This window comes from Methanocrinis sp. (assembly GCF_049974945.1).
GTDB lineage: Archaea > Halobacteriota > Methanosarcinia > Methanotrichales > Methanotrichaceae > Methanocrinis.
In genome coordinates this window covers 13,333-35,745 of the sequence record NZ_JBNGCU010000002.1, presented here as the reverse complement: position 1 = coordinate 35,745, position 22,413 = coordinate 13,333, and the positions used below count along the sequence as shown (strand labels likewise).

20 protein-coding genes are annotated in these 22,413 nt (G+C 59.3%); 8 read left to right on the top strand and 12 right to left on the bottom strand.

Annotation, left to right across the window (positions count from 1 at the left end; translation table 11 throughout):
• The first annotated feature begins 63 nt into the window (after window positions 1-63).
• Window positions 64-1,959, top strand: coding sequence for a tetratricopeptide repeat protein (locus ACP5EL_RS00470; protein ID WP_428400461.1), 1,896 nt, complete (start codon window positions 64-66; stop codon window positions 1,957-1,959).
• Window positions 1,960-2,098: 139 nt separating this feature from the next.
• Window positions 2,099-3,787: a thermosome subunit alpha gene (gene thsA, locus ACP5EL_RS00465; protein ID WP_428400460.1), complete on the top strand. Its 1,689-nt coding sequence runs from the start codon at window positions 2,099-2,101 to the stop codon at window positions 3,785-3,787.
• A gap of 135 nt (window positions 3,788-3,922) precedes the next feature.
• Here the strand turns inward: thsA and ACP5EL_RS00460 are convergent, their stop codons facing one another.
• The gene (locus ACP5EL_RS00460; protein WP_428400459.1) at window positions 3,923-4,357 is read right to left on the bottom strand and encodes a hypothetical protein; all 435 of its coding nucleotides are present in this window, start codon (window positions 4,355-4,357) and stop codon (window positions 3,923-3,925) included.
• Window positions 4,358-4,743: 386 nt separating this feature from the next.
• Here ACP5EL_RS00460 and ACP5EL_RS00455 point away from each other — a divergent pair, with 386 nt between their 5' ends.
• Window positions 4,744-6,096: a TrpB-like pyridoxal phosphate-dependent enzyme gene (locus ACP5EL_RS00455; RefSeq protein ID WP_428400483.1), complete on the top strand. Its 1,353-nt coding sequence runs from the start codon at window positions 4,744-4,746 to the stop codon at window positions 6,094-6,096.
• 13 nt (window positions 6,097-6,109) lie between these two features.
• Entirely contained in the window at window positions 6,110-7,228 is a 1,119-nt protein-coding gene (locus tag ACP5EL_RS00450) for an ATP-NAD kinase family protein (protein ID WP_428400458.1), read from the top strand.
• A gap of 68 nt (window positions 7,229-7,296) precedes the next feature.
• Here ACP5EL_RS00450 and ACP5EL_RS00445 read toward each other — a convergent pair whose 3' ends face one another.
• From ACP5EL_RS00445 to ACP5EL_RS00395, 11 genes are all read right to left on the bottom strand, one after another.
• Window positions 7,297-7,473, bottom strand: coding sequence for a hypothetical protein (locus ACP5EL_RS00445; RefSeq protein WP_428400457.1), 177 nt, complete (start codon window positions 7,471-7,473; stop codon window positions 7,297-7,299).
• 19 nt (window positions 7,474-7,492) lie between these two features.
• Window positions 7,493-8,239: a V-type ATP synthase subunit D gene (locus tag ACP5EL_RS00440; protein WP_428400456.1), complete on the bottom strand. Its 747-nt coding sequence runs from the start codon at window positions 8,237-8,239 to the stop codon at window positions 7,493-7,495.
• A gap of 4 nt (window positions 8,240-8,243) precedes the next feature.
• A complete protein-coding gene (locus ACP5EL_RS00435; protein WP_428400455.1) occupies window positions 8,244-9,626 on the bottom strand; it encodes a V-type ATP synthase subunit B in 1,383 nt (460 codons plus the stop codon).
• A 13-nt stretch (window positions 9,627-9,639) separates the two neighbouring features.
• Window positions 9,640-11,373, bottom strand: coding sequence for a V-type ATP synthase subunit A (locus ACP5EL_RS00430; protein WP_428400454.1), 1,734 nt, complete (start codon window positions 11,371-11,373; stop codon window positions 9,640-9,642).
• Window positions 11,364-11,663: a V-type ATP synthase subunit F gene (locus ACP5EL_RS00425; RefSeq protein ID WP_428400453.1), complete on the bottom strand. Its 300-nt coding sequence runs from the start codon at window positions 11,661-11,663 to the stop codon at window positions 11,364-11,366. Before ACP5EL_RS00425 ends, ACP5EL_RS00430 begins: the two co-directional genes overlap by 10 nt.
• Window positions 11,663-12,670, bottom strand: coding sequence for a V-type ATP synthase subunit C (locus ACP5EL_RS00420; protein WP_428400452.1), 1,008 nt, complete (start codon window positions 12,668-12,670; stop codon window positions 11,663-11,665). Before ACP5EL_RS00420 ends, ACP5EL_RS00425 begins: the two co-directional genes overlap by 1 nt.
• A gap of 40 nt (window positions 12,671-12,710) precedes the next feature.
• Window positions 12,711-13,259 (bottom strand): V-type ATP synthase subunit E, encoded by a 549-nt coding sequence (locus ACP5EL_RS00415; protein WP_428400451.1) that lies wholly within the window; start codon window positions 13,257-13,259, stop codon window positions 12,711-12,713.
• Between the two features lie 29 nt (window positions 13,260-13,288).
• Window positions 13,289-13,546 (bottom strand): ATPase, encoded by a 258-nt coding sequence (locus ACP5EL_RS00410; protein ID WP_214032110.1) that lies wholly within the window; start codon window positions 13,544-13,546, stop codon window positions 13,289-13,291.
• 25 nt (window positions 13,547-13,571) lie between these two features.
• On the bottom strand, window positions 13,572-15,635 hold the full coding sequence (locus tag ACP5EL_RS00405; RefSeq protein ID WP_428400450.1) for a V-type ATP synthase subunit I: 2,064 nt from the start codon (window positions 15,633-15,635) through the stop codon (window positions 13,572-13,574).
• A complete protein-coding gene (ahaH, locus tag ACP5EL_RS00400; RefSeq protein WP_428400449.1) occupies window positions 15,628-15,954 on the bottom strand; it encodes an ATP synthase archaeal subunit H in 327 nt (108 codons plus the stop codon). The genes ACP5EL_RS00405 and ahaH overlap by 8 nt, the downstream gene beginning before the upstream one ends.
• A 144-nt stretch (window positions 15,955-16,098) precedes the next feature.
• Window positions 16,099-17,268, bottom strand: coding sequence for a RuBisCO large subunit C-terminal-like domain-containing protein (locus tag ACP5EL_RS00395; protein WP_428400447.1), 1,170 nt, complete (start codon window positions 17,266-17,268; stop codon window positions 16,099-16,101).
• A 316-nt stretch (window positions 17,269-17,584) separates the two neighbouring features.
• On the opposite strand from ACP5EL_RS00395, the gene fbp reads away from it, so the two are divergent.
• The 4 genes from fbp (at window position 17,585) to pfkB (ending at window position 22,413) form a co-directional block, all read left to right on the top strand.
• Window positions 17,585-18,697, top strand: a complete 1,113-nt coding sequence (gene fbp / locus ACP5EL_RS00390) for a fructose-1,6-bisphosphate aldolase/phosphatase (protein WP_428400446.1) — start codon at window positions 17,585-17,587, stop codon at window positions 18,695-18,697.
• Between the two features lie 405 nt (window positions 18,698-19,102).
• Entirely contained in the window at window positions 19,103-19,624 is a 522-nt protein-coding gene (locus ACP5EL_RS00385; RefSeq protein WP_428400445.1) for a 4Fe-4S binding protein, read from the top strand.
• 16 nt (window positions 19,625-19,640) lie between these two features.
• A complete protein-coding gene (locus ACP5EL_RS00380; protein ID WP_428400444.1) occupies window positions 19,641-21,374 on the top strand; it encodes an aldehyde ferredoxin oxidoreductase family protein in 1,734 nt (577 codons plus the stop codon).
• Window positions 21,375-21,477: 103 nt separating this feature from the next.
• Window positions 21,478-22,413 (top strand): 1-phosphofructokinase, encoded by a 936-nt coding sequence (pfkB, locus tag ACP5EL_RS00375; protein WP_428400443.1) that lies wholly within the window; start codon window positions 21,478-21,480, stop codon window positions 22,411-22,413.

The following is a 22,413-nucleotide window of genomic DNA, read 5'->3' as shown; positions in this document are numbered from 1 at the left end:
GGAGGGCGAGCCACCCCGGGCCACCAAAAAAGATATTCGGGAGCGGGGTAGATCTCCTCACCCATGAGACCCGGAGCCCTCCTCGCGTCGATCTCGATCAAGATCTCTATTCTGATTCTGATCTTGATACTCGCTCTGGCGTCCCCCGCCCTGGCCGAAGACCGGGCGGCGGCCGAGCTCCTCGCGGAGGCGGACCGATACCGCCAGGAGGGCTCCTTCGACCTCGCTCTCGACTGCATAAACAGATCTCTCGAGATCGACCCGGGCCGGGCCGAGGCCTGGGTTCTCAGGGGCGAGATCGGCCTCTACAACCTCAGCGATCGGAAGATGGCAACCGGGTCCTTCGATATGGCCCTCAGAATCGATCCCGAGAACTCCGTCCTCTGGTACGAGATGGGAAACGCCCTCAGCTTCCTGGGGAGGGTGGAGGAGGCCCTCTCCGCTTACAATCGTTCTCTTGCCATCGATCCGGGAAACGCCAAGGCCTGGAACAACAGGGGCCTGATCTTCGGGGTTCTCGGCGATTACGAGGAGGCGGAGCGCTGCTTCGGCCGCGCCCTGCGGGCAAAGCCCGGCCTCGCCGAGGCCGCCCAGAACAGGGGGAACGCCCTGAGGGCCTTGGGGAGGGACGAGGAGGCCCTGGCCTCCTTCGACGCCGCCCTGAGGATCAACCCGGGCCTCACCGGCTCTTGGCGAGGGGCGGCCGACCTCCTCTCGGCCCGCGGGAGGATCGAGGAGGCGGTCGGATACCTCGACGGGGCCCTGAAGGCTGACCCCGAGGACGCGACGGTCTGGAACGAGAGGGGGCTTGCTCTGGGAATTCTGGAGAGGTACGAGGAGGCGGCCAAAAGCTTCGAGTCCGCGATAAAGATCGATCCCGACTACCTTATCGCCTGGAGCAACAAAGGGCTCGCCCTTCACAACCTGGGGAGGATCGAAGAGGCCCTGGACTGCTACAACCGGTCCCTCGAGATCGATCCGGAATTCGCCCTCGCCTGGTACAACCGTGGGCGGGCCCTCGGCGACCTGGGAAGGTTCGTTGAGGCCATCGACTGCTACAACCGGTCCCTCGAGATCGCTCCCACCTTCCCCCTGGCCTGGAACAACAAGGGAGTCATCCTGGTCAGCCTGGGGAGGGCCGAGGAGGCGATCGGGTGCTACGACCGGGCGACGGAGATCGACCCGGACTACAAGATCGCCTGGTACAACCGGGCTTCTGCCTTCTACGGCCAGGAGAGGTTCTTTGACGCCATCAAGTCCTACGACGAGGTGATCAGGATCGATCCCGAGGACGCCGACGCCTGGCACAGCAAGGGGCACACCCTCTACCGGATGGGCCGGCCCAGCGAGGCGATCTGGTGCTACGACCAGGCCCTGGAGATCGACTCCGAGAGGGGCGAGACCTGGTACCACAAAGGGGTCGCCCTCGCCGATCTGAGGCGGACCAGCGAGGCGATCAGCTCCCTGGAACGGGCCATAGAGGTCGATCCCGAGTACGAGCCCGCCCTCTACAGGAAGGGGATCCTGGTCTACGGCCTGGGCAGAACCGAGGAGGCCCTCCAGCTCTTCAGCCGGGCCGCCGAGATCGACCCAGACCACGCCCAAGCCTGGAACAACCGGGGTTGGATCCTCTACACCCTCGATAAAAAAGATCAGGCCATCGAGTCCATCGACCGGGCCCTCGAGGCAGACCCCGATATGGAGGAGGCCTGGAACAACAGGGGGGTGGTCCTCTCGGCCCTGGGCAGGGTCGAGGAGGCCCTGGACTGCTACAACAGGACGATCGAGATCAACCCAGATCACGCCAACGCCTGGAACAACAGGGGGGCCGCCCTCTACAATCTAGAACGGTATGAGGAGGCGGTCGAGAGCTACGATCGGGCGCTGGCCATAAATCCGGGCTTCGCCGACGCGAAGCGAAACCGGGCGGCGGCCTTGAGGAGGATGAACGAGGGGTGAAGAGAAGGGTCATCTCTTCGATCCCGGGCCGCTCTTTGAGTCTGATCTGTAAACTTTTATTCGCCGCCACAGCATGACCTTTAGCGGAAAACCCTTTTATAGAAGATCAAATAGTCAGATCCTGAGAAGGAGGCAATTTATGGCAGGATTAGGTGGACAGCCGATATTGATTCTCAGAGAAGGCGCTCGGCGAGAGCGGGGAAAAGAGGCCATGTCTAACAACATCATGGCAGCAAGAGCCGTCGCCAAGGCGGTCCGGAGCACCCTGGGGCCCCGGGGGATGGACAAGCTCCTCGTCGACACCATCGGAGACGTTACAATAACAAACGACGGCGTGACCATCCTCCGGGAGATGGAGGTGGAGCACCCCGCCGCGAAGATGCTGGTGGAGGCGGCCAAGGCCCAAAACGACGTCGTCGGCGACGGGACGACGACGGTGGCGATCCTCACCGGAGAACTCCTCAAGAGGGCGGAGGAGCTGATGGATATGGGCGTCCACCCGACGATGATCGTCCAGGGCTACATGATGGCCTCAGAGAGAGCGATCGAGGTTTTAGAGGAGATGGCGAGAGAGGTCTCCGAGGAGAATAGAGAGCTCCTGGAGAAGATAGCCCTCACCGCCATGACCGGAAAGCTCGCCGGAGCCCCAGACCTGGAGATGGCAAAGCACGTCGTCGATATGGTCAGGGCGGTCACCGAGGAGACCGACGAGGGGGAGAAGGTCGTATCCCTCAAGAACGTCATCGTGGAGAAGAAGGCCGGAGAGAGCATGGAGGACACCGAGCTCTTCCAGGGGATAATAATCGATAGAGAGAGGGTCCACTCCAACATGCCCAAGAAGGTCAAGGACGCCAAGATCGCGATCCTCGGGACCCCCATCGAGGTTCGAGATACCGAGACGAAGGCCGAGATCTCCATAACCAGCTCCGAGCAGTTCAAGATCTTCGCCAACCAGGAGAAGGAGGCGATCAAGAAAGTGGTCGACAAGGTGATCGCCACCGGCGCGAACGTCGTCTTCTGCCAGAAGGGGATCGAGGACCTGGCCCAGAGCTACCTCTCGAAGGCCGGCATCATGGCCTTGCGCAGGATCAGAAAGACCGACCTCAAGAAGCTGGCTCGGGCCTCGGGCGGAAACATCGTCACCAACCTCGACGAGATGACCCCTGCCGACCTGGGCCGCGCAGACCTGGTCGAGGAGAAGAAGGTCGGCGGAGCCCACATGACCTTCGTCACTGGCCTGGCCAAGGAGGGGACGGTCTCGCTCCTCCTCCGGGGCGGAACCCAGCAGGTCGTAGACAGCCTGGAGAGGGCTCTCGACGACGCCCTCCACGCCGTCGCCGCCGCCGTAGAGGACAAAACCCTGGTCGCTGGCGGCGGAGCCCCCGAGGTGGAGCTCTACCTCAAGCTGAGAGAGCACTCCGCAAACTTCAAGGGGCGGGAGCAGCTCGCGGTCGAGAAGTTCGCCGAGGCGATGGCCGAGATCCCCAAGGCCCTGGCCGAGAATGCCGGCTTTGACGCCATAACCAAGCTGACGGATATGAAGAGCAGCCACGAGGCGGGCATGAAGACCGGCGGCCTGAACACCCTCGACGGCAAGGTCGTGGACATGTGGGAGATGGGGGTCGTCGAGCCCCTCCGGGTGAAGACCCAGGCCATCAAGTCCGCCACCGACGCCACCGTCCTGATCCTCAGGATCGACGACGTCATCGCCGCCCAGAGGACCGAGCAGCCTCCGGCTGGCGCCGGCATGGGCGGGATGCCCGGTGGCGGCATGTGCGGGATGCCTGCGGGGATGGGCGGCATGGGAATGCCCCCGGGGATGATGTGAAAAGGCGAGAAGAACCGTCCGGGAGTCGGCTCCGAAGCCGACTCATACAAATTATTTTTGTGATTTGCGGACGCGAACTCGGACCCGGAGCTCAAGGGAAGAGAGCTTTTTTCCTGCCGATTTTTTCCCGGTGATCTACTTGAACTCCAGCATGCCCTCAGATGCCGAGTAGATCTTTCTCCCCTTCATGAGACCGTACCCGATCAGCATGGCCAGCCCCGAGCAGAGGACGACGATCCCCATCACCAGAAGCTCGAAGGTGAGAGAAGTCTCGATGCCCGCAAACCCGGCCAGGCTGGGCGAGAGGATGAGAGAGAATCCGGTCAGGGAGAGGAAGAGGCCGCTCGAAAGCCGCCTCTCGAGCCTCAGGTCCAAAGACTCCTCTCTGGCCTGCTCTGCCCCGCCCCTCTCCAGCAGGTACATCCTCTTCTTGTGCTCCAGGTAATAAACGAACGCGAGGAAGGGTATCCCTTCCATGATCAGCAGGAGAATGGGCCAGTCTGTCACGATCTCGCACCCCTGAAGACCTATCCGGGTTCCCGTAAATAATCCTTTCGCACAGATCTTCAAATATGTAATAACAATAGAGGTATGAGATAACATCCGATCAGGTCCGGATCTTCCTGACTTGACCTTCCCGTCGTCGGCGATAGACCTCAACCATACCGGAGCCGCCATCATGATGGTGGAGCAGAACGCGATAGAAGGCCCTCTCCATAAGCGACCGGGGCTACGTCCTGGAGATGGGAAGAAACCGCTACGAAGGGCCGGGAAGGAGCCTCCTGGAGGACGCCGACGTGAGGGGGCTTTATCTGGGAGGATAGGTCAGAGAGTTCGTCTTAGAAAAGCGTCTTTGGCTCAACCCATAATCCCCCAAACCCTTAAATAACGCCGCCAGCATTACTATAATGCCCATATGAGTACATCAGAACTCATCATTTCTGGAGGGATAACTTCTGCAAACTAAAATTCTGCTGGATGAGGAAGAGCTGCCCAAGCGATGGTACAACGTCGCCGCCGACCTCTTGACGCCCCTGGACCCGCCCCTGAACCCCCAGACCGGAGAGCCCCTGGCTCCAACCGATCTGGAGATGATCTTTCCGAGGGAATTGATTAAGCAGGAGATGAGCACCGAGCGGTGGATCGAGATCCCCGACGAGGTGCGGGAGATCCTCAAGCTCTGGAGGCCGACCCCCCTCTTCCGGGCCCATCGGCTCGAAGAGCACCTCAAGACCCCGGCCAAGATCTACTACAAGTACGAGGGGGTCAGCCCCGCCGGTAGCCACAAGCCCAACACCGCCGTAGCCCAGGCCTACTACAATCGAGAGGCCGGGATCGAGAGGATCGCCACCGAGACCGGCGCCGGCCAGTGGGGCTCGGCCCTCTCCATGGCCACCAGCTTCTTCGACATAGAGTGCAGGGTCTACATGGTGAGGGCGTCCTTCGACCAGAAGCCCTACCGAAAGAGCATAATGCAGGTCTGGGGCGCCGAGTGCGTGGCGAGCCCCAGCGATCTGACCAACGCCGGAAGGGCGATCTTAAAAGAGCACCCCGATACCGGAGGAAGCCTGGGGATCGCCATCTCCGAGGCGGTAGAGGATGCTGCGACCCACGATAACACCAACTACGCCCTGGGCTCCGTCCTCAATCACGTCCTCCTCCACCAGACCGTGGAGGGGCAGGAGCTGAAGAAGCAGATGGCGATCGTCGACGACTATCCGGACGTCATCTACGGCTGCGTCGGCGGAGGCTCCAACTTCCCGGGGATGGTCTTCCCCTTCGTCCCCGACAAATTGAAGGACAAAAAGGAGATCAGGATGGTCGCCTGCGAGCCCGCGGCCTGCCCGACCCTGACCAAGGGACTCTACGCCTACGACTTCGGGGACACAGCGAGGCTCACCCCCCTCCTCAAGATGTACACCCTCGGCCACGACTTCATACCGCCCTCGATCCACGCCGGAGGGCTCCGGTACCACGGAGACGCCCCCCTCCTCTGCAACCTCGTCCATGACGGCGTCATCGAGGGGCAGTCCTTCCACCAGAACGAGGTCTTCGAAGCCGCCGTCACCTTCGCCCGGACCGAGGGGATCCTTCCCGCACCCGAGTCCTCCCACGCCATAAAGCCGGCCATAGACGACGCGGTCGAGTGCAAGAAGACCGGCGAGGAGAAGACGATCGTCATCTCCCTCAGCGGCCACGGCCACTTCGACCTCTCCAGCTACGACGCCTATTTCTCCGGAAACCTCGTCGATTACGAGTACCCGGCGAAGCTGGTGAAGCAGTCCCTGGCGAAGATCCCCAAGTTCTGAGCTTCGAAAGGGGATGGAGAAGCTGAAGAAGGTGGGGTTTCTGATCAACCCCGTCGCCGGGATGGGCGGGGCCGTCGGTCTCAAGGGGACCGACGGCCTAGCCGAGGAGGCGGTGGCCAGAGGAGCAGAGCCCGTCGCCCCCCGCCGGGCAAGGGCGACCCTGAAAGAGCTTTTGGGGCTCGGCGCCCTTTTTTTTACTGCCAGCGGCGATATGGGGGAGAGCGCGCTTCGAAGAGCAGGCCTCGAATTCCAGGTGGTCTTCCAGACCTCGGAGAAAACGAGCGCCGAAGACACAAAGGAGGTCTGCAGGTCTTTAATCGAGGAGGGTGTCGACCTGGTCGTCTTCTGCGGCGGCGACGGGACCGCCCGGGACGTCTCAGGCGTCATCGGATCGCAGGTCCCCATCATCGGGATCCCCGCCGGCGTCAAGATGCACTCGGGGGTCTTCGCCATCAGCCCGCAAGCGGCGGGGGAACTCGTCCGGGGATACCTGGAGGGAGATCTCAAGACGCGAGAAACTGAGATCGTGGACGTCGACGAGGAGAAGTACCGGGCCGGGACCCTCGATACCAAGATCTACGGCATAGCAAGGACCCCCTACCTGCCCGCCCTGGTCCAGGAGAGAAAGCAGATCTACTCCGCCAGCTCCGAGGAGGAGTTTAAACAAGAGATCGCGATCTTCGCCTCGGAGTTCATGCGAGACGGCTCGACATACATCCTGGGGGCTGGTACCACCACCGCCAAGATCGCCGAAGTCCTGGGGGTAGAGAAGACCCTCCTCGGAGTCGACGTGGTGAAAGACGGCCGAGTAATCTGCCGCGACGCATCGGAACGGGACATTCTAAGAATAATATATGAAGTCGAAAGAGCGAAAATCATAGTCAGCCCCATCGGCGCTCAGGGCTTCGTCTTGGGGAGGGGAAGCCAGCAGATCAGCCCAGAAGTCCTCCGAAAGGCGGGGCCAGAAAACCTCATCATCGTAGCCACGCCTCACAAGCTGAAGGAGACACCCCGCCTTCTCGTCGACACCGGAGACTTCGACCTCGACGAGACGATCTCGGGAAGGAGGCAGGTGATCTGTGGCTACAGGATCGCCCAGCTCAAAGATGTCGCAGCCTCATCGAACTTTTAAAATCATAAAAAATAGGAGTTGAGCGAACCTGGACCCCGAGCTGGTGGGATCCATGTTCCCTCTCATCTCTACCTCAGTGAGTTCCAGAGGGCGATCAGATGATCGCCATACAGAACGTAAATGAGGACGAACACCCCGAGGATCACGTACAGGTTCGAGATGTACACGAGCCACTGTAGCATCCGTGCCTTCTTCTCGGGGGTTCCAAACCACTCTTCTGCCTTTCGTTCAAGCAGGTTGGGCATATTCTAACGCCGAAGCTCATTAAGCAGCTTCCGTCTTGGGGAAGCCCTCTGATTTTCCGGATCCGGGCCCGAGGGGCTCTGTACCGGATCCCTCAAGAGCTGCCTTCTTGGCCTCAGCCTCTGCGGCCTTCTCGGCCCTCTGGGCCTTGCCCTTGAGCATCTTCAGCTTGACGAGGTTGTCTCTCTCCATCTCTTCCAGAGCGAAGCCGATGAACCGGACGGTATCGTGGATGTCGGGGATCACTTTGAACTCCAGAGCGTTCACTCGTCTCTTGGTGGCGTCAATGTCTTCCACTAGCTTTATCAGCGCGGTCTCCACCTCTGCGGCGGTGATGATCTTGTCCACAAGGCTCTCGTAGGCCTCAGCAGCTTCGTCGATGGCAGCGCTCGTACCTATGATACCGTATCCACGCTCAAACATCTGCTTTTGCACAGAATCTGCCGTAATCTTCGGCACAACGACGCCCATGATGTTTCTGCTTTCCAGCTCTACAGCCGGCTCTTTCTGGAGGGCGAAGGCGACGCTCTTGATCGCTAAGGCACCCTCGGTGGCCTTGGCCATGTTGAGGCTCTGCTGAGCTTTTATGAAGTCTTCGACCAGCTCCTGCCTGATCGTCCTAGCCTGATTGAGGACCTCAAAAAATTCGATCATCAGACCGTCCCGCTTCATTTTCAGAAGCGAGTGACCGGTCTGAGCGACCTTGATCCTCTTCTTCAAGGAGATCAGGACTGCTCTAGTCGGCTTTGTCCCAGGGATTACGGCCATGATCTCACTCTTTCTTCCTGTACCTGGGGTGGTACTTCTTGATGAGATGGTCGTCGATCCTAGTGAGCATCGTCTCGGGAAGAGCCTGGAGAAGGTTCCATCCAATGTCCAGAGTATCGAAGATGCTCCGGTCCTCATCTCTGCCCTGGTTGACGAACTTATGCTCAAATTCATCGGCGAACTCCAGGACGAGCCGGTCTCTCTCAGAGAGAGCCTCCTTACCGACGATGGCCACAAGCCCTCGGAGATCGCAGCCCTCTGCGTAGTAGGCGTAGAGCTGGTCGGATACCGCCCTGTGATCCTCTCGGGTGTGACCCTCACCGATGCCTGAATTCATCAGCCTGCTGAGGGAAGGCCTGATGTCGATGGGCGGGTAGATGCCCTTGCGGTGAAGCTCACGAGATACGATGAGCTGACCCTCGGTGATGTAGCCGCTGAGGTCGGGTATCGGGTGGGTGATATCGTCGCCGGGCATGGTGAGGATGGGGAACTGGGTGATGGACCCATTCTTGCCGGTGATGATCCCTGCCCTCTCATACTGGATGGCGAGGGTGGTGTACATGTAACCGGGGTATCCTCTTCGTCCGGGCACCTCTTCACGAGCCGCCCCCATCTGTCTCATCGCCTCGCAGTAGTTGGTCATGTCGGTGTAGATGACCAGCACGTGCATGTCGAGGTCGAAGGCGAGATACTCTGCCGTGGTCAGACCGAGCTGAGGTGTGAGCAACCTCTCGACGGCGGGGTCGTCGGCCAGGTTCAGGAAGACGACGGCCCTCTCCAGGGCGCCGGTCCTCTCGAAGTCGGCCATGAAGTGCTGAGCTTCCTCGTTGGTGATGCCCATGGCGCAGAAGACGACGGCGAAGGACTCGGCCTCTCCGAGGGCCTTGGACTGACGAGCTATCTGCAGAGCAACGTCGTTGTGGGGAAGACCTGCACCGGAGAAGATGGGCAGCTTCTGGCCCCGGACCAGGGTGTTGGTCCCATCGATGGTGGATATGCCGGTCTGGATGAAAGCTCTAGGCTTCTCTCGGGCTGCGGGATTGATGGCCGCGCCAGCGATCTCCTTCGATACGTCGGGCACTATTGGCGGGCCGCCGTCTTTGGGCAGGCCTGATCCGGAGAGAACTCTCCCGATGATGTCGGGGGAGAGAGGCATCTTGATCACGTCGCCGGTGAACTTGACGGAGCTCTCTTTCCCCAGGCCGCCCGTCCCCTCGAACACCTGGACGACCACGATTTCGTTGGATGTGTCCAGAACCTGGCCCCTCTTCAGCTCTCCCTTCTCGGTTCGGATCTCCACGAGCTCGTTGTAACCTACGGGCTCGGTCTTCTCGACGAAAATGAGCGGGCCCTTGATCTCGTTAATCGTTTTGTACTCCTTGGTCATTTGTAAACCACCCTCATGACATCGTCTTGAACTCGCTCTCCATCTGAGCCCTCACCTTCTCAAGCTCAGGCTCGTAGTCCTCAAGAAGCCTGACCTTGGCCAGGGCGTCCTTGGAGGGCGTTCCGAGGATCACATCGGTGGGCACGCCGCGGGCGAGAGCCTCAAAGGCGAGGTCCCTGAAATGGAGGATCGCCTTGAGCAGGTCAAACTGCTTCTTGTAGGGACAGAAGGTGTCCACCGGGTGGAAGGCACTCTGAGCCAGCCAGAAGTTGATGATCATCCTCGCGACCTCCAGGGTCAGCTGCTGATCCTCTGGCAGAGCGTCGGACCCGACCAACATCACGATCTCTTCCAGCTCCGCGTTCTCCTGGAGAATCTCCATGGCACGCCTCTTGTTCTTGTTCCAGTCGGGGGAGACGTTCTCCACGAACCAGGGCTCAAGAGTCAGGTCGTAGAGGGAGTAGCTGTCCAGCCAGTTGATGGACGGGAAGTGACGCCTCTGAGTGAGCTTGGAGTCGAGAGCCCAGAACACCTTAGTGATACGCAGCGTGTTCTGAGTGACGGGCTCGGTGAAGTCTCCGCCGGGGGGGCTGACCGCTCCGACGATGCTGACGGAACCCTCTGTGCCCTCGAGAGTGGTCACCCTGCCAGACCTCTCGTAGAAGTCAGCGAGCCTCGCTCCGAGGTAAGCGGGATATCCTTCCTCACCAGGCATCTCCTCAAGACGGCTGGAGAGCTCTCTCATCGCCTCGGCCCACCGGGAGGTGGAGTCGGCGGTCATCATCACGTCATATCCCATGTCTCTATAGTACTCCGCGGTGGTGATCCCGGTGTAGATGGAAGCCTCCCTCGCGGCCACGGGCATGTTGGAGGTGTTGGCGTAGACGATGGACCTCTCCATCAGGGGCCTGTCGGTCCTCGGGTCCACCAGCTCAGGGAACTCGTGAAGCAGGTCGGCCATCTCGTTGCCCCGCTCGCCGCATCCGACGTAGACGACGATGTCGACGTCAGACCACTTGGAGAGGGTCTGCTGCATGACGGTCTTTCCTGTACCGAACCCGCCGGGGATGGCCGCGGTTCCGCCCTTGGCCAGGGAGAAGAACCCGTCGATGACCCTCTGTCCCGTTCTCAGGGGGATGGACGGAGCCTCTTTGGATCTTGAAGGCCTGGCTCTACGAACCGGCCAGTACTGAATCATGGGAAGCTCTGTTCCGTCCTCAAGCACACAGATCGTCTCTTCGACGGTGAAGTTTCCGGACTTGATCTCCTTTACCGTGCCCCTCTTGTCTGGAGGCATCATTATCTTGTGCTTGATGAGAAGCTGCTCCTGGACCGTACCGATGGTCTGCCCCGGCTCCAGCTTGTCGCCCTTCTTTGCGACCGGCTCGAACTCCCACTTCTTCTTGTGATCGATACCGTCAACGAAAAGACCTCTGCTGATGAAGTTTCCAGAAGCCTCTACCAGCTTGGGGAGAGGTCTCTGGATGCCGTCATAAATAGAGGTAAGAATTCCTGGACCGAGTTGTGCTACCAGTGGTGCACCAGTTTCCTTTACAGGCTCGCCCGGCTTCACGCCGTCGGTATCTTCGTATACCTGAATGACGTGCTTGTCCCCGGCGATGCCGATGACCTCGCTCATCAGCCCCTCTTCGCCGACCAGGACCAGATCATACATGTGAGATTTTAGACCTGTAGCCTGCACCACCGGCCCGGCAACTCTATGAACTTTGCCCGTGCCTACTTCCATAAATCAACACCTATTGCCCTTTTAATCTTCTCTCTCATCTCTGTGCTCTGCTCAGTTCCGATGGCGATCACCGTTGGCTTGACAGATTCAGTCAGCGTCCCCCTGAGCCTTGAGGGGAGGTTGTTGAAATCCGACTGGCTCAATACCAGAATGCCGACATCTGGATCCGCCATGACCGTCTCGATCTTTGAGATGAGCTCATCCTCTGAAGTGGCCTCGTAAGCCTTCCTAACTCCGGCCAGGGTGAAGCCGAGAACGGCGTCACCACTGCCGACAACAGCAATCTGCATTAAGCCACCACCTGCTCCTCGATGAGCTCAGCAGAAAGACCCGCCTCTTTGCCGCGGACGATCTTCCTGATGTTTGAAACTTCAGTATCCTTGCTGACGATATAACCGAGCACCGGAAGGATGGACAGCGGATGATAGTTCGAGATTGCCCAGGCATACCTCACCAGGTAGGCCCTGAGGCGCGCCTCTATCCTGCTCACACTCCCTCCTTCAGCCACTACGTCCGATATAGCGCTCCAGAAAGGATAGCCCTCAAGTCCCCTGACAAACTCGTTGTAGGACTGACCCGCCATCCGGCTCAGCTCCTCGTGGAGCTTTCCACCGGGGATCAGGTTGTCCTGTATTACGCTTGCCTCGATTCCGGCCTTGTTCATCCGGAAGAGGGTCACCAGGTTCTTGACGTCTATCTCCTTTCGGACGTACTTCAGCAAAAGACCGCCACCTACGGAGAGGGTGCCGCCTACGGCACGCTCCATCCGGAAGTAGTAAAGCTTGTCCAGGGCGTTCTCCACCGAAGAGAGCATTTGTCCATCGTACTGGGTAAGAGCTTCGTAGTAGTCGGTCCCGTCGAAGGCAGCTATGACCTCTTCGACCCTCTCCTTCTTGGCCAGACCCTCGAGGAACTCCATATCCAGCTCGCCAGCAGGCACGAGGTACTTCATGATCTCCTCTTCGCTGGCCCCGTAGAACTTGCCTCGGAGTATCGTCTTGATGTTCCAGATGTCCCAACGCCTCAGGTACTCCAGAATGAGGAACTGAGGTTCATCGATCGAGACCTCCAGGAGCTTCCTGTAGATCTTTGCAAGGTTGGCGAAGGTGGCGTACTCCACGAGCTCTGCTCCTGAGTGGTCCTTCGCCATCGAATCGATCTCCTCCTTGTATTGAGTCTCCTCCAGGTACCGCGTGATCTCTGGTATGTCCATGCCCAGCATTCTCTGATACATCTCGGGGGGTATGAGCTTGGTCTTCATCGCCCGAACTCTGCCCGTGATGTATGCATACTTCACCGGTTTTCCGAACTTCGGCAAACGTAGTACCGGCATGGCCTCACCCAAACAGGATCTTGGAGACGTCTTTCATAGACTTGCTGAATGCTTCACTCGCCAGAGTTTCGTAGGTGTGATCGTAGCTCATCGATCCATCTTCGCTCTCTATCACGACGCCGCCAGCGGCATCAACAGTCCCGACATAGTTGGGGGCAAGAGAAGAGACGAGGGCCTCGTCCTTCTTGGCGGACTTGACCTTCATCTCCTTCAGGTTGTAGGGCTTGACGATCTCCTTGATGAGCTCCTCGTTCTTCTTCTCGGGCAGGTCTGCTACCTCCTCGATGAGCTTCTTACGAGTCTCTTCCATGAGATCCTTGCGCACGTTCAGCTCTGCCCTCTTCACCTGAAGATGAGCGCTCGAGATCACTCTGCGCTCGAGAGCCTCTACAGCGCTGTCTGCCTCCCCCTCTTTTTCGGACTTGATTTCCGCGGCACGTTCTCTGGCTTCATTAAGTATCCTTGCAACCTCCTGCTCGGTCTCGGCGTTGATCTCCGCGACCTTGGCCTTGCTGGTTGCAAGAATGTCCTCTACCACTGCGTCTAGTGCCATTCCTCTCGACCTCGCTCAGGATGGCGATTTCACGCGAAGGGCGTCCAGGCGAACATCAGGATCAGTGAAACAGCAAGGCCGAAGATGATGAGAGTCTCGGGCAGAAGCATCAGGAACAGACCCTTGCCCAGGAAGCCGGGCTCCTCTGCCACGACACCAACCACAGCAGCTCCGATACCCTGCTCACCAACACCCGCACCAATACCGGCAAGTCCGGTCGCAAGACCGGCGCCAACAGCCAGAAGTCCGTACAGTATTCCACCGTCAGTTATAGTTTCTACTACCATTTCCTTATCCCTCCGTTAGCTAATCCTAATCTCTCAAGAACCTTCGGACACGTCCGAAGGGCGAATACTCAACTCCACCACCGTGCGCACTGTAGAACTTGGTGAACATCTCCACGTAATGCAACCTGAGAGGATGCATGAACGGAGAGAGGATTCCAAGAAGCAGGTTGATGAAGTGAACCATGATCAACACAACTATACCAACAACGATCGCTATCGTCGTGAACTCGTGGGACCCGCCGCTCAGCATCGGCATCAGCACGTAGAAAGCCAGCTGGTTTGCAGCGAAAGCGACGCCCACCGACGCCAGGCCTATGGCCAAAAGTCGCAGGTAGCTTATCAGGTTGCTCACAAAGAACGGTATGTGAGTCGCGCCCATGACCCCTTCTGGTCCCCTAACCATCATGATTATGGATATGACGATCACCAGGGCGCTCAATAGCACCAGGGGGTGATTCAGGCCACCGGCGATCAAGCCGAGCAGACCGAGGCCGAAGAAGACCTGGAAGAGAAGCACAGGGAGCCTCTCGTAATAGGCATGCCTCTTCTCGCCGTAGGCGAGCTCGTTCTTTACGCCCATTACGGAACCGATGCCAGTGTGGACGACACCGATGAATAGGCTGACGCCAATCAGCATCAGAACAGAGGCCGTCGCCAGCCTGTACATGGGGAACATCCCCCCAGCGAAGCCGCTGATCTCGGGACCCAACCTTCCGAGGGGACCGTAGAACCCGGCACCGAAGTCAGTTCCGACATGGTGCGGATCTGCCACCGTTCCCAGAAGACCTACATGGTGAGAACCACTGAATATGTAGTCCCAAAGACCCAGAGGTCCAAAGATCTCGCCGAATATGAAGCCGAATATTATCGCCCAGATGCTCGCTATGATCACGATGTTTATCAGAGACACCCAGCCAGGGGTCCTGAACTTGCGTTTGAGCATCAACATCACGATGAATATTATGAGCCCATACGCCACATCTCCCAAGATCAGGCCGAACATCAAGGGGAAGAAGATGAATATCAGCAACGTCGGATCGAACTCTTTGTATTCGGGGATGGCGAATAGGCGCGTGATCAGCTCGTAAGGCCGGACGATGCTCGGGTTCTGCATCTTGGTGGGGATATCCTCACCGGTCTCCACCAGCTTCTCGGCCTCGGTGCCGTCCAGCTTCTCTACCTGGAGGCGTCCCCCGGCTGCGCTATCGAGCTCCCTCTTCAGCGTATCGTACTGATCGGTGGGAAGCCAGCCCTCGATCACGAAAGCGTTGTCGGTAGAGGCAAACCTCAGGGGCGACTCCGCCTTCTGAGACTGGATCGATAGGTACTCGTCGATGGCCAGAATCAGGTCCTCGTGCTGAGCCCTGATGTCGTTCAGCTTCTTCTGCAGCGGCACCTTCTCGCCCTCCAGCCTCTTGGCGTCGGACTCAAGGGTGCTTATGGCGCTGGCGATGTTTCCGCTCACTTTCCGGGGTACGGAGATCTCCGAGAACCCATGCTCGGAGAGAACGCCCGAAACCTCTCCTGCTTTCTCCGCCGGCACGAAGACGGCCACCGCGTTGGAGCCGCCCGAGCTGGCAGTGAAAACCTCGTTTACAAATGAGACCTTGGATACATCGGCCTCGACGGGAGAGGCGACGGTTCCCACGAAAGGTGCCAGAGAGCTGTAGCCGTACAAAAGCTCCAGATCGAGAGGCAGCCCGGCCAGAGGCTTCAGGGACTTGACCTGATCCTGCTTGACCTTGACTTCGTTATCGATCTCGGCGATCCGCTCGGCGGTGGCGATGACCTCATCACCGAGGTTTCCGAGGATGCCGTCCATCTGTGAAAGAACCTGAGACTCAGGGAACTGTTTGTCAGGCATCTTGTCACTGATGTCCAGGTATCTCTCGATGGACCGGAGCTTTATCAGCTGTTCGGCGTATTCGGATGCCGTTCCCAAGGGCTTGCCCATCTCGAAGGATTCATCAGCACCAGAATAGTTGACGACATGCAACAGGTTAAGCTCGTGCAGCTTCTCTATTACAGGCTCTATAACCTTATTCGACCCGGCGACGACAACACGGCACATCTCAACGGGTCTAAGCATGCAACAACCCCATAAACTCCTTTAGCAAATGTTCGACCGCGGCGTCAACCTTACTGCTGGCGCTGCTCTTCATTGCATTGACCTTCTTGATACCCTCGTCGACGATCGCTTGCTTCTTAGACTGAACACTCTTCTCGGCATCAGCAAGACGCTTTTCGTAATACTCTTGAGCTTCAGCCTCAGCATTTCTCACGATGTTCGTTGCTTCGGCAGTGGCATCGGCGATTCGCTTGTCACGCTCCTGTTGGGCTTGCTCGATGCTGGCTTGAGCATCGGCTTCCGCCTGCTTGATCTTCGATAAGATCTCGTGTCTAGTCATCTGATCCCTCTACCCTCACTACATCCTTACCGTTTTCAGACAGCGCTACCATCACTCAAGCTGTGATAAACGCTGTGATCTCATTACATGTAACAATATAAACTCTTCGGTTTTAGAGGAGATCGTCTCCCGCTCTGGAATATCTCATCGAGACCAGAACTTCAACGCCGCCTCCAGCTCTTTGTGACTTTCGGCGTACTCCTCCGCCGAGACACCGGCCCTCCAGGCCTCCACCGCCTGGACCATCGCCCTCGCGCCCGCCGTGGTCCCGGAGGGATGGCCGTGGACTCCTCCACCCGCCTGGACTATGCAGTCGGTGCCGTAGCCCTCCAGGTTTGGTCGGACGTTCCCCGGATGGACACCTCCCGAGGCGACGGGGAAGACGGAACGTAGGCCGTACCAGTCGTCACGGAGAGCGTCCCTGCATTGATCGTTCTCCTCCCGGTCGCCGGCCATCTTGCCCAGGTAGCTTCCCGTATGGAGGTTCGTTCCTCCGGCCATCCGGACGAGCCTGGATATGGGGATCATCGATATGCCGTGACGCCTGTCCCGGGTGAAGGCTCCGTGCATCGTCCTGTGGACATGGACGGGGACCTTGACGCCCCGGGAGAGGACCTCAAGGGCGGAGAAGCCGGCGGTGAGGACGTCCACCATCACCATGTTGGCGCCGCGACCGATCACGTCCTCGGCCCGCTCCAGGATCTCCTCGGCGCCGCAGGTGACGTTGACGGCGTAGAAGGCCCTCTTCCCGGTCTCCTCCTCGACCTTGGAGAGCTCCGCCATCACCGCCTCCACCCTCTCGTCGATGGGGCAGAAGGACTGGTCTGTAAGGGTCTCGTCGTCCTTGATCAGATCGAGGCCTCCCCTCGCCGCCTGGCCCGCGACCTCTGCCGTCTCTTGGGGGCTGAGGCCGACCTTCGGCTTGATGATCGTCCCCACCAGGGGACGATCGAAGACGCCGAGGATCTTGCGGGCCTCACCGATCCCAAACCTCGGGCCTTTGTGGGCACCGACCAGGCTCGGAGGGAAGATGATGTCCAGGAGCCGCACCTTCTTCAGATCCCCCAGGCCGAAGAGGTTTCCTGCCACGACCGAGAGGTACTGAGGGATGTTTCCCGGCTCGAAGAGCTCTTCGGGAAAGGCGACGTACGCGAACTTCCCCTCGGCCCTGATCACCCGGGCGGCCAGGTCTCTGGCCAGCCTCTCCCGCTCCACCTCGGTCCAGGTTCCCGTCGACTGCTCCGCGGCGATCGCCTCTGCGGCCTTCTCGATCGGAAGGTCGGTCTCAACGCGATATTTTGCTATGACTTCCATAAACTCGAACGCTCCTCAACCGCTGAGGTTGGCTCTCTCCCATAATAAAACTCTCTGAGAGATGAGCAATCCTCGGATCCAGGAAGGGAAAGATCGAAAAGAACATCACCTAAAGGCCCTTTGCGCCATCAAGATCTAAAAAACGGAACCGTAACAGGTAAAAGGCTGCAAGTACAGCGTCATGCAATAGAATCACCACGGCCGGTTGGCAAGGATCAGAATCAAGGTGCCGCCATCGATCATCGGCCGAAGGCGGAACTATCTTGATAGATGCCGATTTCGATTCGAGGGGTCAACCGGACAGAGGGGATTGTAAATGAGCAAAATCACTATCAGCTTGATCAAGGCAGACGTCGGCGGATGGCCCGGACACGCCACCGTTCACCCCGCACTGAAAGAGGTTGCAGAATCGGTCCTGGTCCAGGAGAAGGCCAAAGGTGGGATCATAGACTTCAAGGTGATGGCGGTCGGGGACGACCTCCAGCTGATGATGACCCACCTCCTCGGAGAGGACAACGCCGAGATCCACGGCCTGGCCTGGGACGTCATGTGCAAGGCGACGGAGAAGGCCGAGGAGCTGAAGCTCTACGGCGCGGGCCAGGACCTCCTGAGCGATGCCTTCTGCGGCAACATCAAGGGAATGGGACCGGGGGTCGCAGAGATGGAGTTTCACGAGCGTGGGGCCGAGCCGGTCGTCGCCTTCATGATGGACAAGACCGAGCCCGGCGCCTTTAACCTGCCCATATTTCGGATCTTTGCCGACCCCTTCAACACCGCCGGCCTGGTCATCGACCCCAGCATCCACCAGGGCTTCATCTTCGAGGTCTGGGACATCATGGAGCACAAGAGGGTGATGATGGAGTCCCCGAAGGAGATGTACGACATGCTGGCCCTGATCGGCGCCAAGAGCAGGTACGTCATCAAGAGGGTCTACCCCAAGCCCGGAAAGCTCCCCGAGGACGAGCCGGCCGCCGTCGTCAGCACCGAAAAGCTCTACCAGACCGCAGGCAAGTACGTAGGAAAAGACGATCCAGTAGCCCTGGTGAGGGCCCAGTCGGGGCTTCCCGCCCTCGGCGAAGTTCTGGAGCCCTTCTCCCTCGGCCACCTGGTCAGCGGCTGGATGAGGGGGAGCCACAACGGTCCCCTGATGCCCTGCGCCTTCGAGGACGCCGTATGCACCAGGTTCGACGGACCCCCAAGGATCATCGCCGCCGGATTCCAGATCGCAAAAGGGATGCTGATCGGCCCCGTCGACCTCTTCAGAGACCCGGCCTTCGACCTCACCAGATCGAGGGTAAACGAGATCACCGAATACATGCGAAGACACGGCCCCTTCGAGCCCCACCGCCTGCCCATGGAGGATATGGAGTACACCACGCTGCCCACCGTCCTCAAGACCCTGGGGGAGAGGTTCGAGGACGCCGAGTGAAAAACCAAAACGCGCACCATCATAGTGTAGCAGTCAAGCAACCGCTCTGGTGCCAAAATAGAATATGGCCCCCTGGATGTAGCCGCCGAGCAACCCGCCAGGGAGCCTTCATCCAGCTAGGAGGTGAATGTGAACAACCATAGCCGTCGAAATAATCCGTATAAAAGCCTTTGGAATATTATTACTGTTATTTAACATATTGGCTTAGGCCAAATTTGTTGACCTGAGACCCCACCGACTTTTTCTCCACCGCCTCATCTCCATCCGGAAACCCTGATGAGAAATGATTAATAATTGTGCGAACTAACTTTAGGTCATTCTAATCGGCGAATGGCCATAGAGTTCTGCCGTTTGAGAGGAGAAGTTTGAACTCGGGACCGATCAATATCGAGGTTGTGAGCTGGTTTGGAGTCGTCCGCAAAACCCGACGAGGTGGAGAGGGGAGCAGGACCGATGAGAAAGGCCGAAGGCGAGGCAGGAAGCGTTTCGAAAGGAGGGGAGCCCGAGAAGACGAAGAGAAAGAGACGAAGGCTGAAGGTCGCCCATCCGGAGAGGTGCATAGGCTGCCTCTCCTGCATGTTCGCCTGCAGCAGGATCAATACCGGCCGAGCCTCCCTGGACAGAAGCGCCATCAAGGTGAAGACTCAGGGGGGCCTGGAGGGCGACTTCGCCGTGGTGGTCTGCCACGCCTGCGAAGACCCCCCTTGCGTTGCGGCCTGCCCCACGGGGGCCCTGGTGCAGAAGGAGGACGGACGGGTCGTCTTCCACCGCGACCTCTGCGAGGGGTGCGGCGCCTGCGCCGACGCCTGCCTCATCGGGGCGATCTCCCTGGACGCCGAAGAAAAGGCGGTCAAGTGCAAGCACTGTGGAGCCTGCGTCGCCTTCTGCCCCCACGGAGTCCTGGAGATGGAAGAGGTGGAAGAGTGAGGGGGAGGTGAACCGGATGCTGAGAAGAGTTCTTTACATCGATCTCGGCGAAGGCGAGAGCTGGGTCGAGGAGAGGCAGGACCTCTTCGAGGAGTGGCTGGGCGGGACTGGGGTCGCGACCCAGCTCCTCTTTGAGGAGTGTCCCGAAGGCATCGACCCCCTCTCTCCGGAGGCTCCGATAATATTTTCCATCGGCCCCTTGAACGCCCTCTTTCCGGCGATCACCAAGACCGTCGCCGCCTTCAAGTCGCCCCTCAACGGCGAGCTGGGCGAGTCCTACGCGGGAGGCAGGCTCGCCATGGCCATGAGGTTTGCGGGCCACGAGTCGATCGTCATCAGGGGCGCCGCAGAAAGCCCCTGCTACATCTCCATCAGGGACGGCGAGGTGAAGATCAAGGACGCGAGATCGATATGGGGGATACCCGCCACCATAGTCGGCTACATCCTGCGCGACGTGGAGAAGGGGGTGGGCCGAAGGTCCATCATCAGGATCGGACCCGGTGGAGAGAGGCAGGTCAAGTACGCTGGCGTCGTCGTCGACACCTATCGGCACTTCGGAAGGCTCGGCCTGGGGGCAGCGTTCGGGTCGAAGAACCTGAAGGCTATCGTCGTCTCGGGGACCGAGGACGTCGAGGTTCCAGACTCCAAGAGGTACAGGGCTATCTACAACAAGCTCTACAAAACCGTAGTCAAGACCGACGCCATGGAGAAGTATCACGACATCGGAACCCCCATCAACATCAACGTCTTAAACCAGCTGAAGGGGCTTCCCACCCGAAACTTCAAAGAGAGCAGCTTCGAGGCGGCGGAGAGGATCAGCGGCGAAGTTCTCGCCGACAACTACCTCTTCCGGAGGGTATCCTGCGCCCACTGCCCCATAGGATGCATCCACATCGGGATGCTGAAGACCTCCTTCTCCCGCGAGCATGAGTACGAGATCAGGAAGATCTCCTACGACTTCGAGCTGATCTACGCCCTGGGGTCGAACCTCGGCGTCTCCTCCCCGGAGGGAATGCTGGAGCTGATCGAGGCCTGCGAGCGGCAGGGGATCGATGCCATCAGCACGGGGGTCGTCCTCGCCTGGGCGACGGAGGCCTTTGAACGGGGGCTCATAACCACCGAGGATACCCTGGGCCTGGCCCTCAGATGGGACGACGTCGAGGGCTACCTGAAGGCGATCGACGAGATCGTCAAGATGCCAAACGAGCTCTACGCCGCCATGGCCGAGGGGGTGGAGGCGGCCTCCGAGAAGTACGGCGGCCGAGACTTCGCCATGGCTCTGGGCAAAAACGAGGTTCCCGGCTACCATACCGGTCCCGCCTCCATCATCGGCCTCACCGTGGGGGTGAGGCACTCTCACCTCGACAACGCCGGATACAGCATCGATCAGAAGGCCGCAAAGAAGAAACTCAGCCCCGAGGAGATGGTCGACGCCATCATCAGAGAGGATGACTCCAGGGGAGTCTACAACTCCCTGGTGGGCTGCCTCTTCGCAAGAGGCGTCTACTCCACCGAGAAGATCATCGAGGCCCTTGCCTCTGTCGGGATCGAGAAGACCGAGGAGGAGCTGGAGGCCCTCGGCCGGAGGATCTTCGATGAGAAGTATCGGTTCAAGAGGCGGGAGGGCTTCGACCTTGAAAAGGCCAGGATCCCCGGAAGGTTCTACGAGACGGTATCCACAATGGGGATGGTCGATCCCGATACGATAGAGACGATGATCGAGATATATCGGAAGCGGAGGAGATGGTGACCGATGGGGAGGTTCGCAAGCCTTCCCCTGCTCTTGCTCTCCGAATTGGATATGTGAAGACAAAAAAGATCCACTGCTTAATCCAAATACGGCGGCTTCATCCATGATTTACACCATAACCCTCAACCCTGCCCTGGACCGGACCCTCTGGATCAACGAGATTCGAGAGGACGTATCAAACCGGATCGTGAGAGAGGAGAGCTACGCCGGAGGCAAGGGGATCGACGTCTCCAAGGTCCTGACCGCCCTCGGAATCGAGAACCGGGCCCTCGGCTTCATCGCGGGCTTTGCGGGCCGGCAGCTGGTGGCCCAGCTGATCAGGGACGGGACCTCGTGCGACTTCATCCCCGTCTCCGGCGAGACGAGGATCAACATCGTCATCCACGAGATGAACACGGGACGGCAGATCATCCTCAACTCCTCGGGCCCCAAGATCAAGCCCTTCGAGCTTCTGGAGATCACCGACGTCATAAAGAGGATCGAGGACCCGGAGTTTTTTAGCATCGGAGGAAGCCTACCGCCTGGAGCCCACCCCGAGATCTATCGGAAGATCATCGAGACCGCCCGGCTTCGAGGAGCGAGGGTGGTCCTGGACGTCGATCGAGAGGCCCTGAGGGTGGGGATCGGGGGAAAGCCCGACGTGATCAAGCCGAACATCCACGAGCTCTCCTCCCTGGTGGGAAGAAAACTCGAGAAGAGAGGCGATATCCTGGAGGCTGCCCGCGAGATCAACAGGCGCGGCGTCGAGATTGTCCTCGTCTCCATGGGGCCGAGGGGGATCCTCCTGGTCTCGGACGGAAATGTCTACCAGGCGGTCCCCCCGAAGGTCGAGGTGGTGAACACGATCGGAGCTGGCGACTCTTCGGTGGCGGGGTTCATCTACGGCCAGGTCTCGGGAAAGAGCCTCAGTGAGTCTCTGATCCTCGCGACGGCGGCAGGAACGGCTACCACCCTCCGGGTCGGTACCGCCCTCGCCCAGAAGAGAGATGTCGAGGAGATAGCGCACCAGGTGGAGCTGGAGACGATCGAGGAGGAGTGA

Coding starts and splice junctions, on each gene's coding strand:
- ACP5EL_RS00425 (WP_428400453.1), bottom strand. CDS start 11,663: ATGCAGATTGCTGTTGTCGGCAGTGGTGACGCCGTTCTCGGCTTCACC.
- ACP5EL_RS00415 (WP_428400451.1), bottom strand. CDS start 13,259: ATGGCACTAGACGCAGTGGTAGAGGACATTCTTGCAACCAGCAAGGCC.
- ACP5EL_RS00470 (WP_428400461.1), top strand. CDS start 64: ATGAGACCCGGAGCCCTCCTCGCGTCGATCTCGATCAAGATCTCTATT.
- ACP5EL_RS00445 (WP_428400457.1), bottom strand. CDS start 7,473: ATGCCCAACCTGCTTGAACGAAAGGCAGAAGAGTGGTTTGGAACCCCC.
- fbp (WP_428400446.1), top strand. CDS start 17,585: ATGAGCAAAATCACTATCAGCTTGATCAAGGCAGACGTCGGCGGATGG.
- ACP5EL_RS00410 (WP_214032110.1), bottom strand. CDS start 13,546: ATGGTAGTAGAAACTATAACTGACGGTGGAATACTGTACGGACTTCTG.
- pfkB (WP_428400443.1), top strand. CDS start 21,478: ATGATTTACACCATAACCCTCAACCCTGCCCTGGACCGGACCCTCTGG.
- ahaH (WP_428400449.1), bottom strand. CDS start 15,954: ATGACTAGACACGAGATCTTATCGAAGATCAAGCAGGCGGAAGCCGAT.
- ACP5EL_RS00430 (WP_428400454.1), bottom strand. CDS start 11,373: ATGGAAGTAGGCACGGGCAAAGTTCATAGAGTTGCCGGGCCGGTGGTG.
- thsA (WP_428400460.1), top strand. CDS start 2,099: ATGGCAGGATTAGGTGGACAGCCGATATTGATTCTCAGAGAAGGCGCT.
- ACP5EL_RS00450 (WP_428400458.1), top strand. CDS start 6,110: ATGGAGAAGCTGAAGAAGGTGGGGTTTCTGATCAACCCCGTCGCCGGG.
- ACP5EL_RS00440 (WP_428400456.1), bottom strand. CDS start 8,239: ATGGCCGTAATCCCTGGGACAAAGCCGACTAGAGCAGTCCTGATCTCC.
- ACP5EL_RS00395 (WP_428400447.1), bottom strand. CDS start 17,268: ATGGAAGTCATAGCAAAATATCGCGTTGAGACCGACCTTCCGATCGAG.
- ACP5EL_RS00380 (WP_428400444.1), top strand. CDS start 19,641: ATGCTGAGAAGAGTTCTTTACATCGATCTCGGCGAAGGCGAGAGCTGG.
- ACP5EL_RS00435 (WP_428400455.1), bottom strand. CDS start 9,626: ATGACCAAGGAGTACAAAACGATTAACGAGATCAAGGGCCCGCTCATT.
- ACP5EL_RS00405 (WP_428400450.1), bottom strand. CDS start 15,635: ATGCTTAGACCCGTTGAGATGTGCCGTGTTGTCGTCGCCGGGTCGAAT.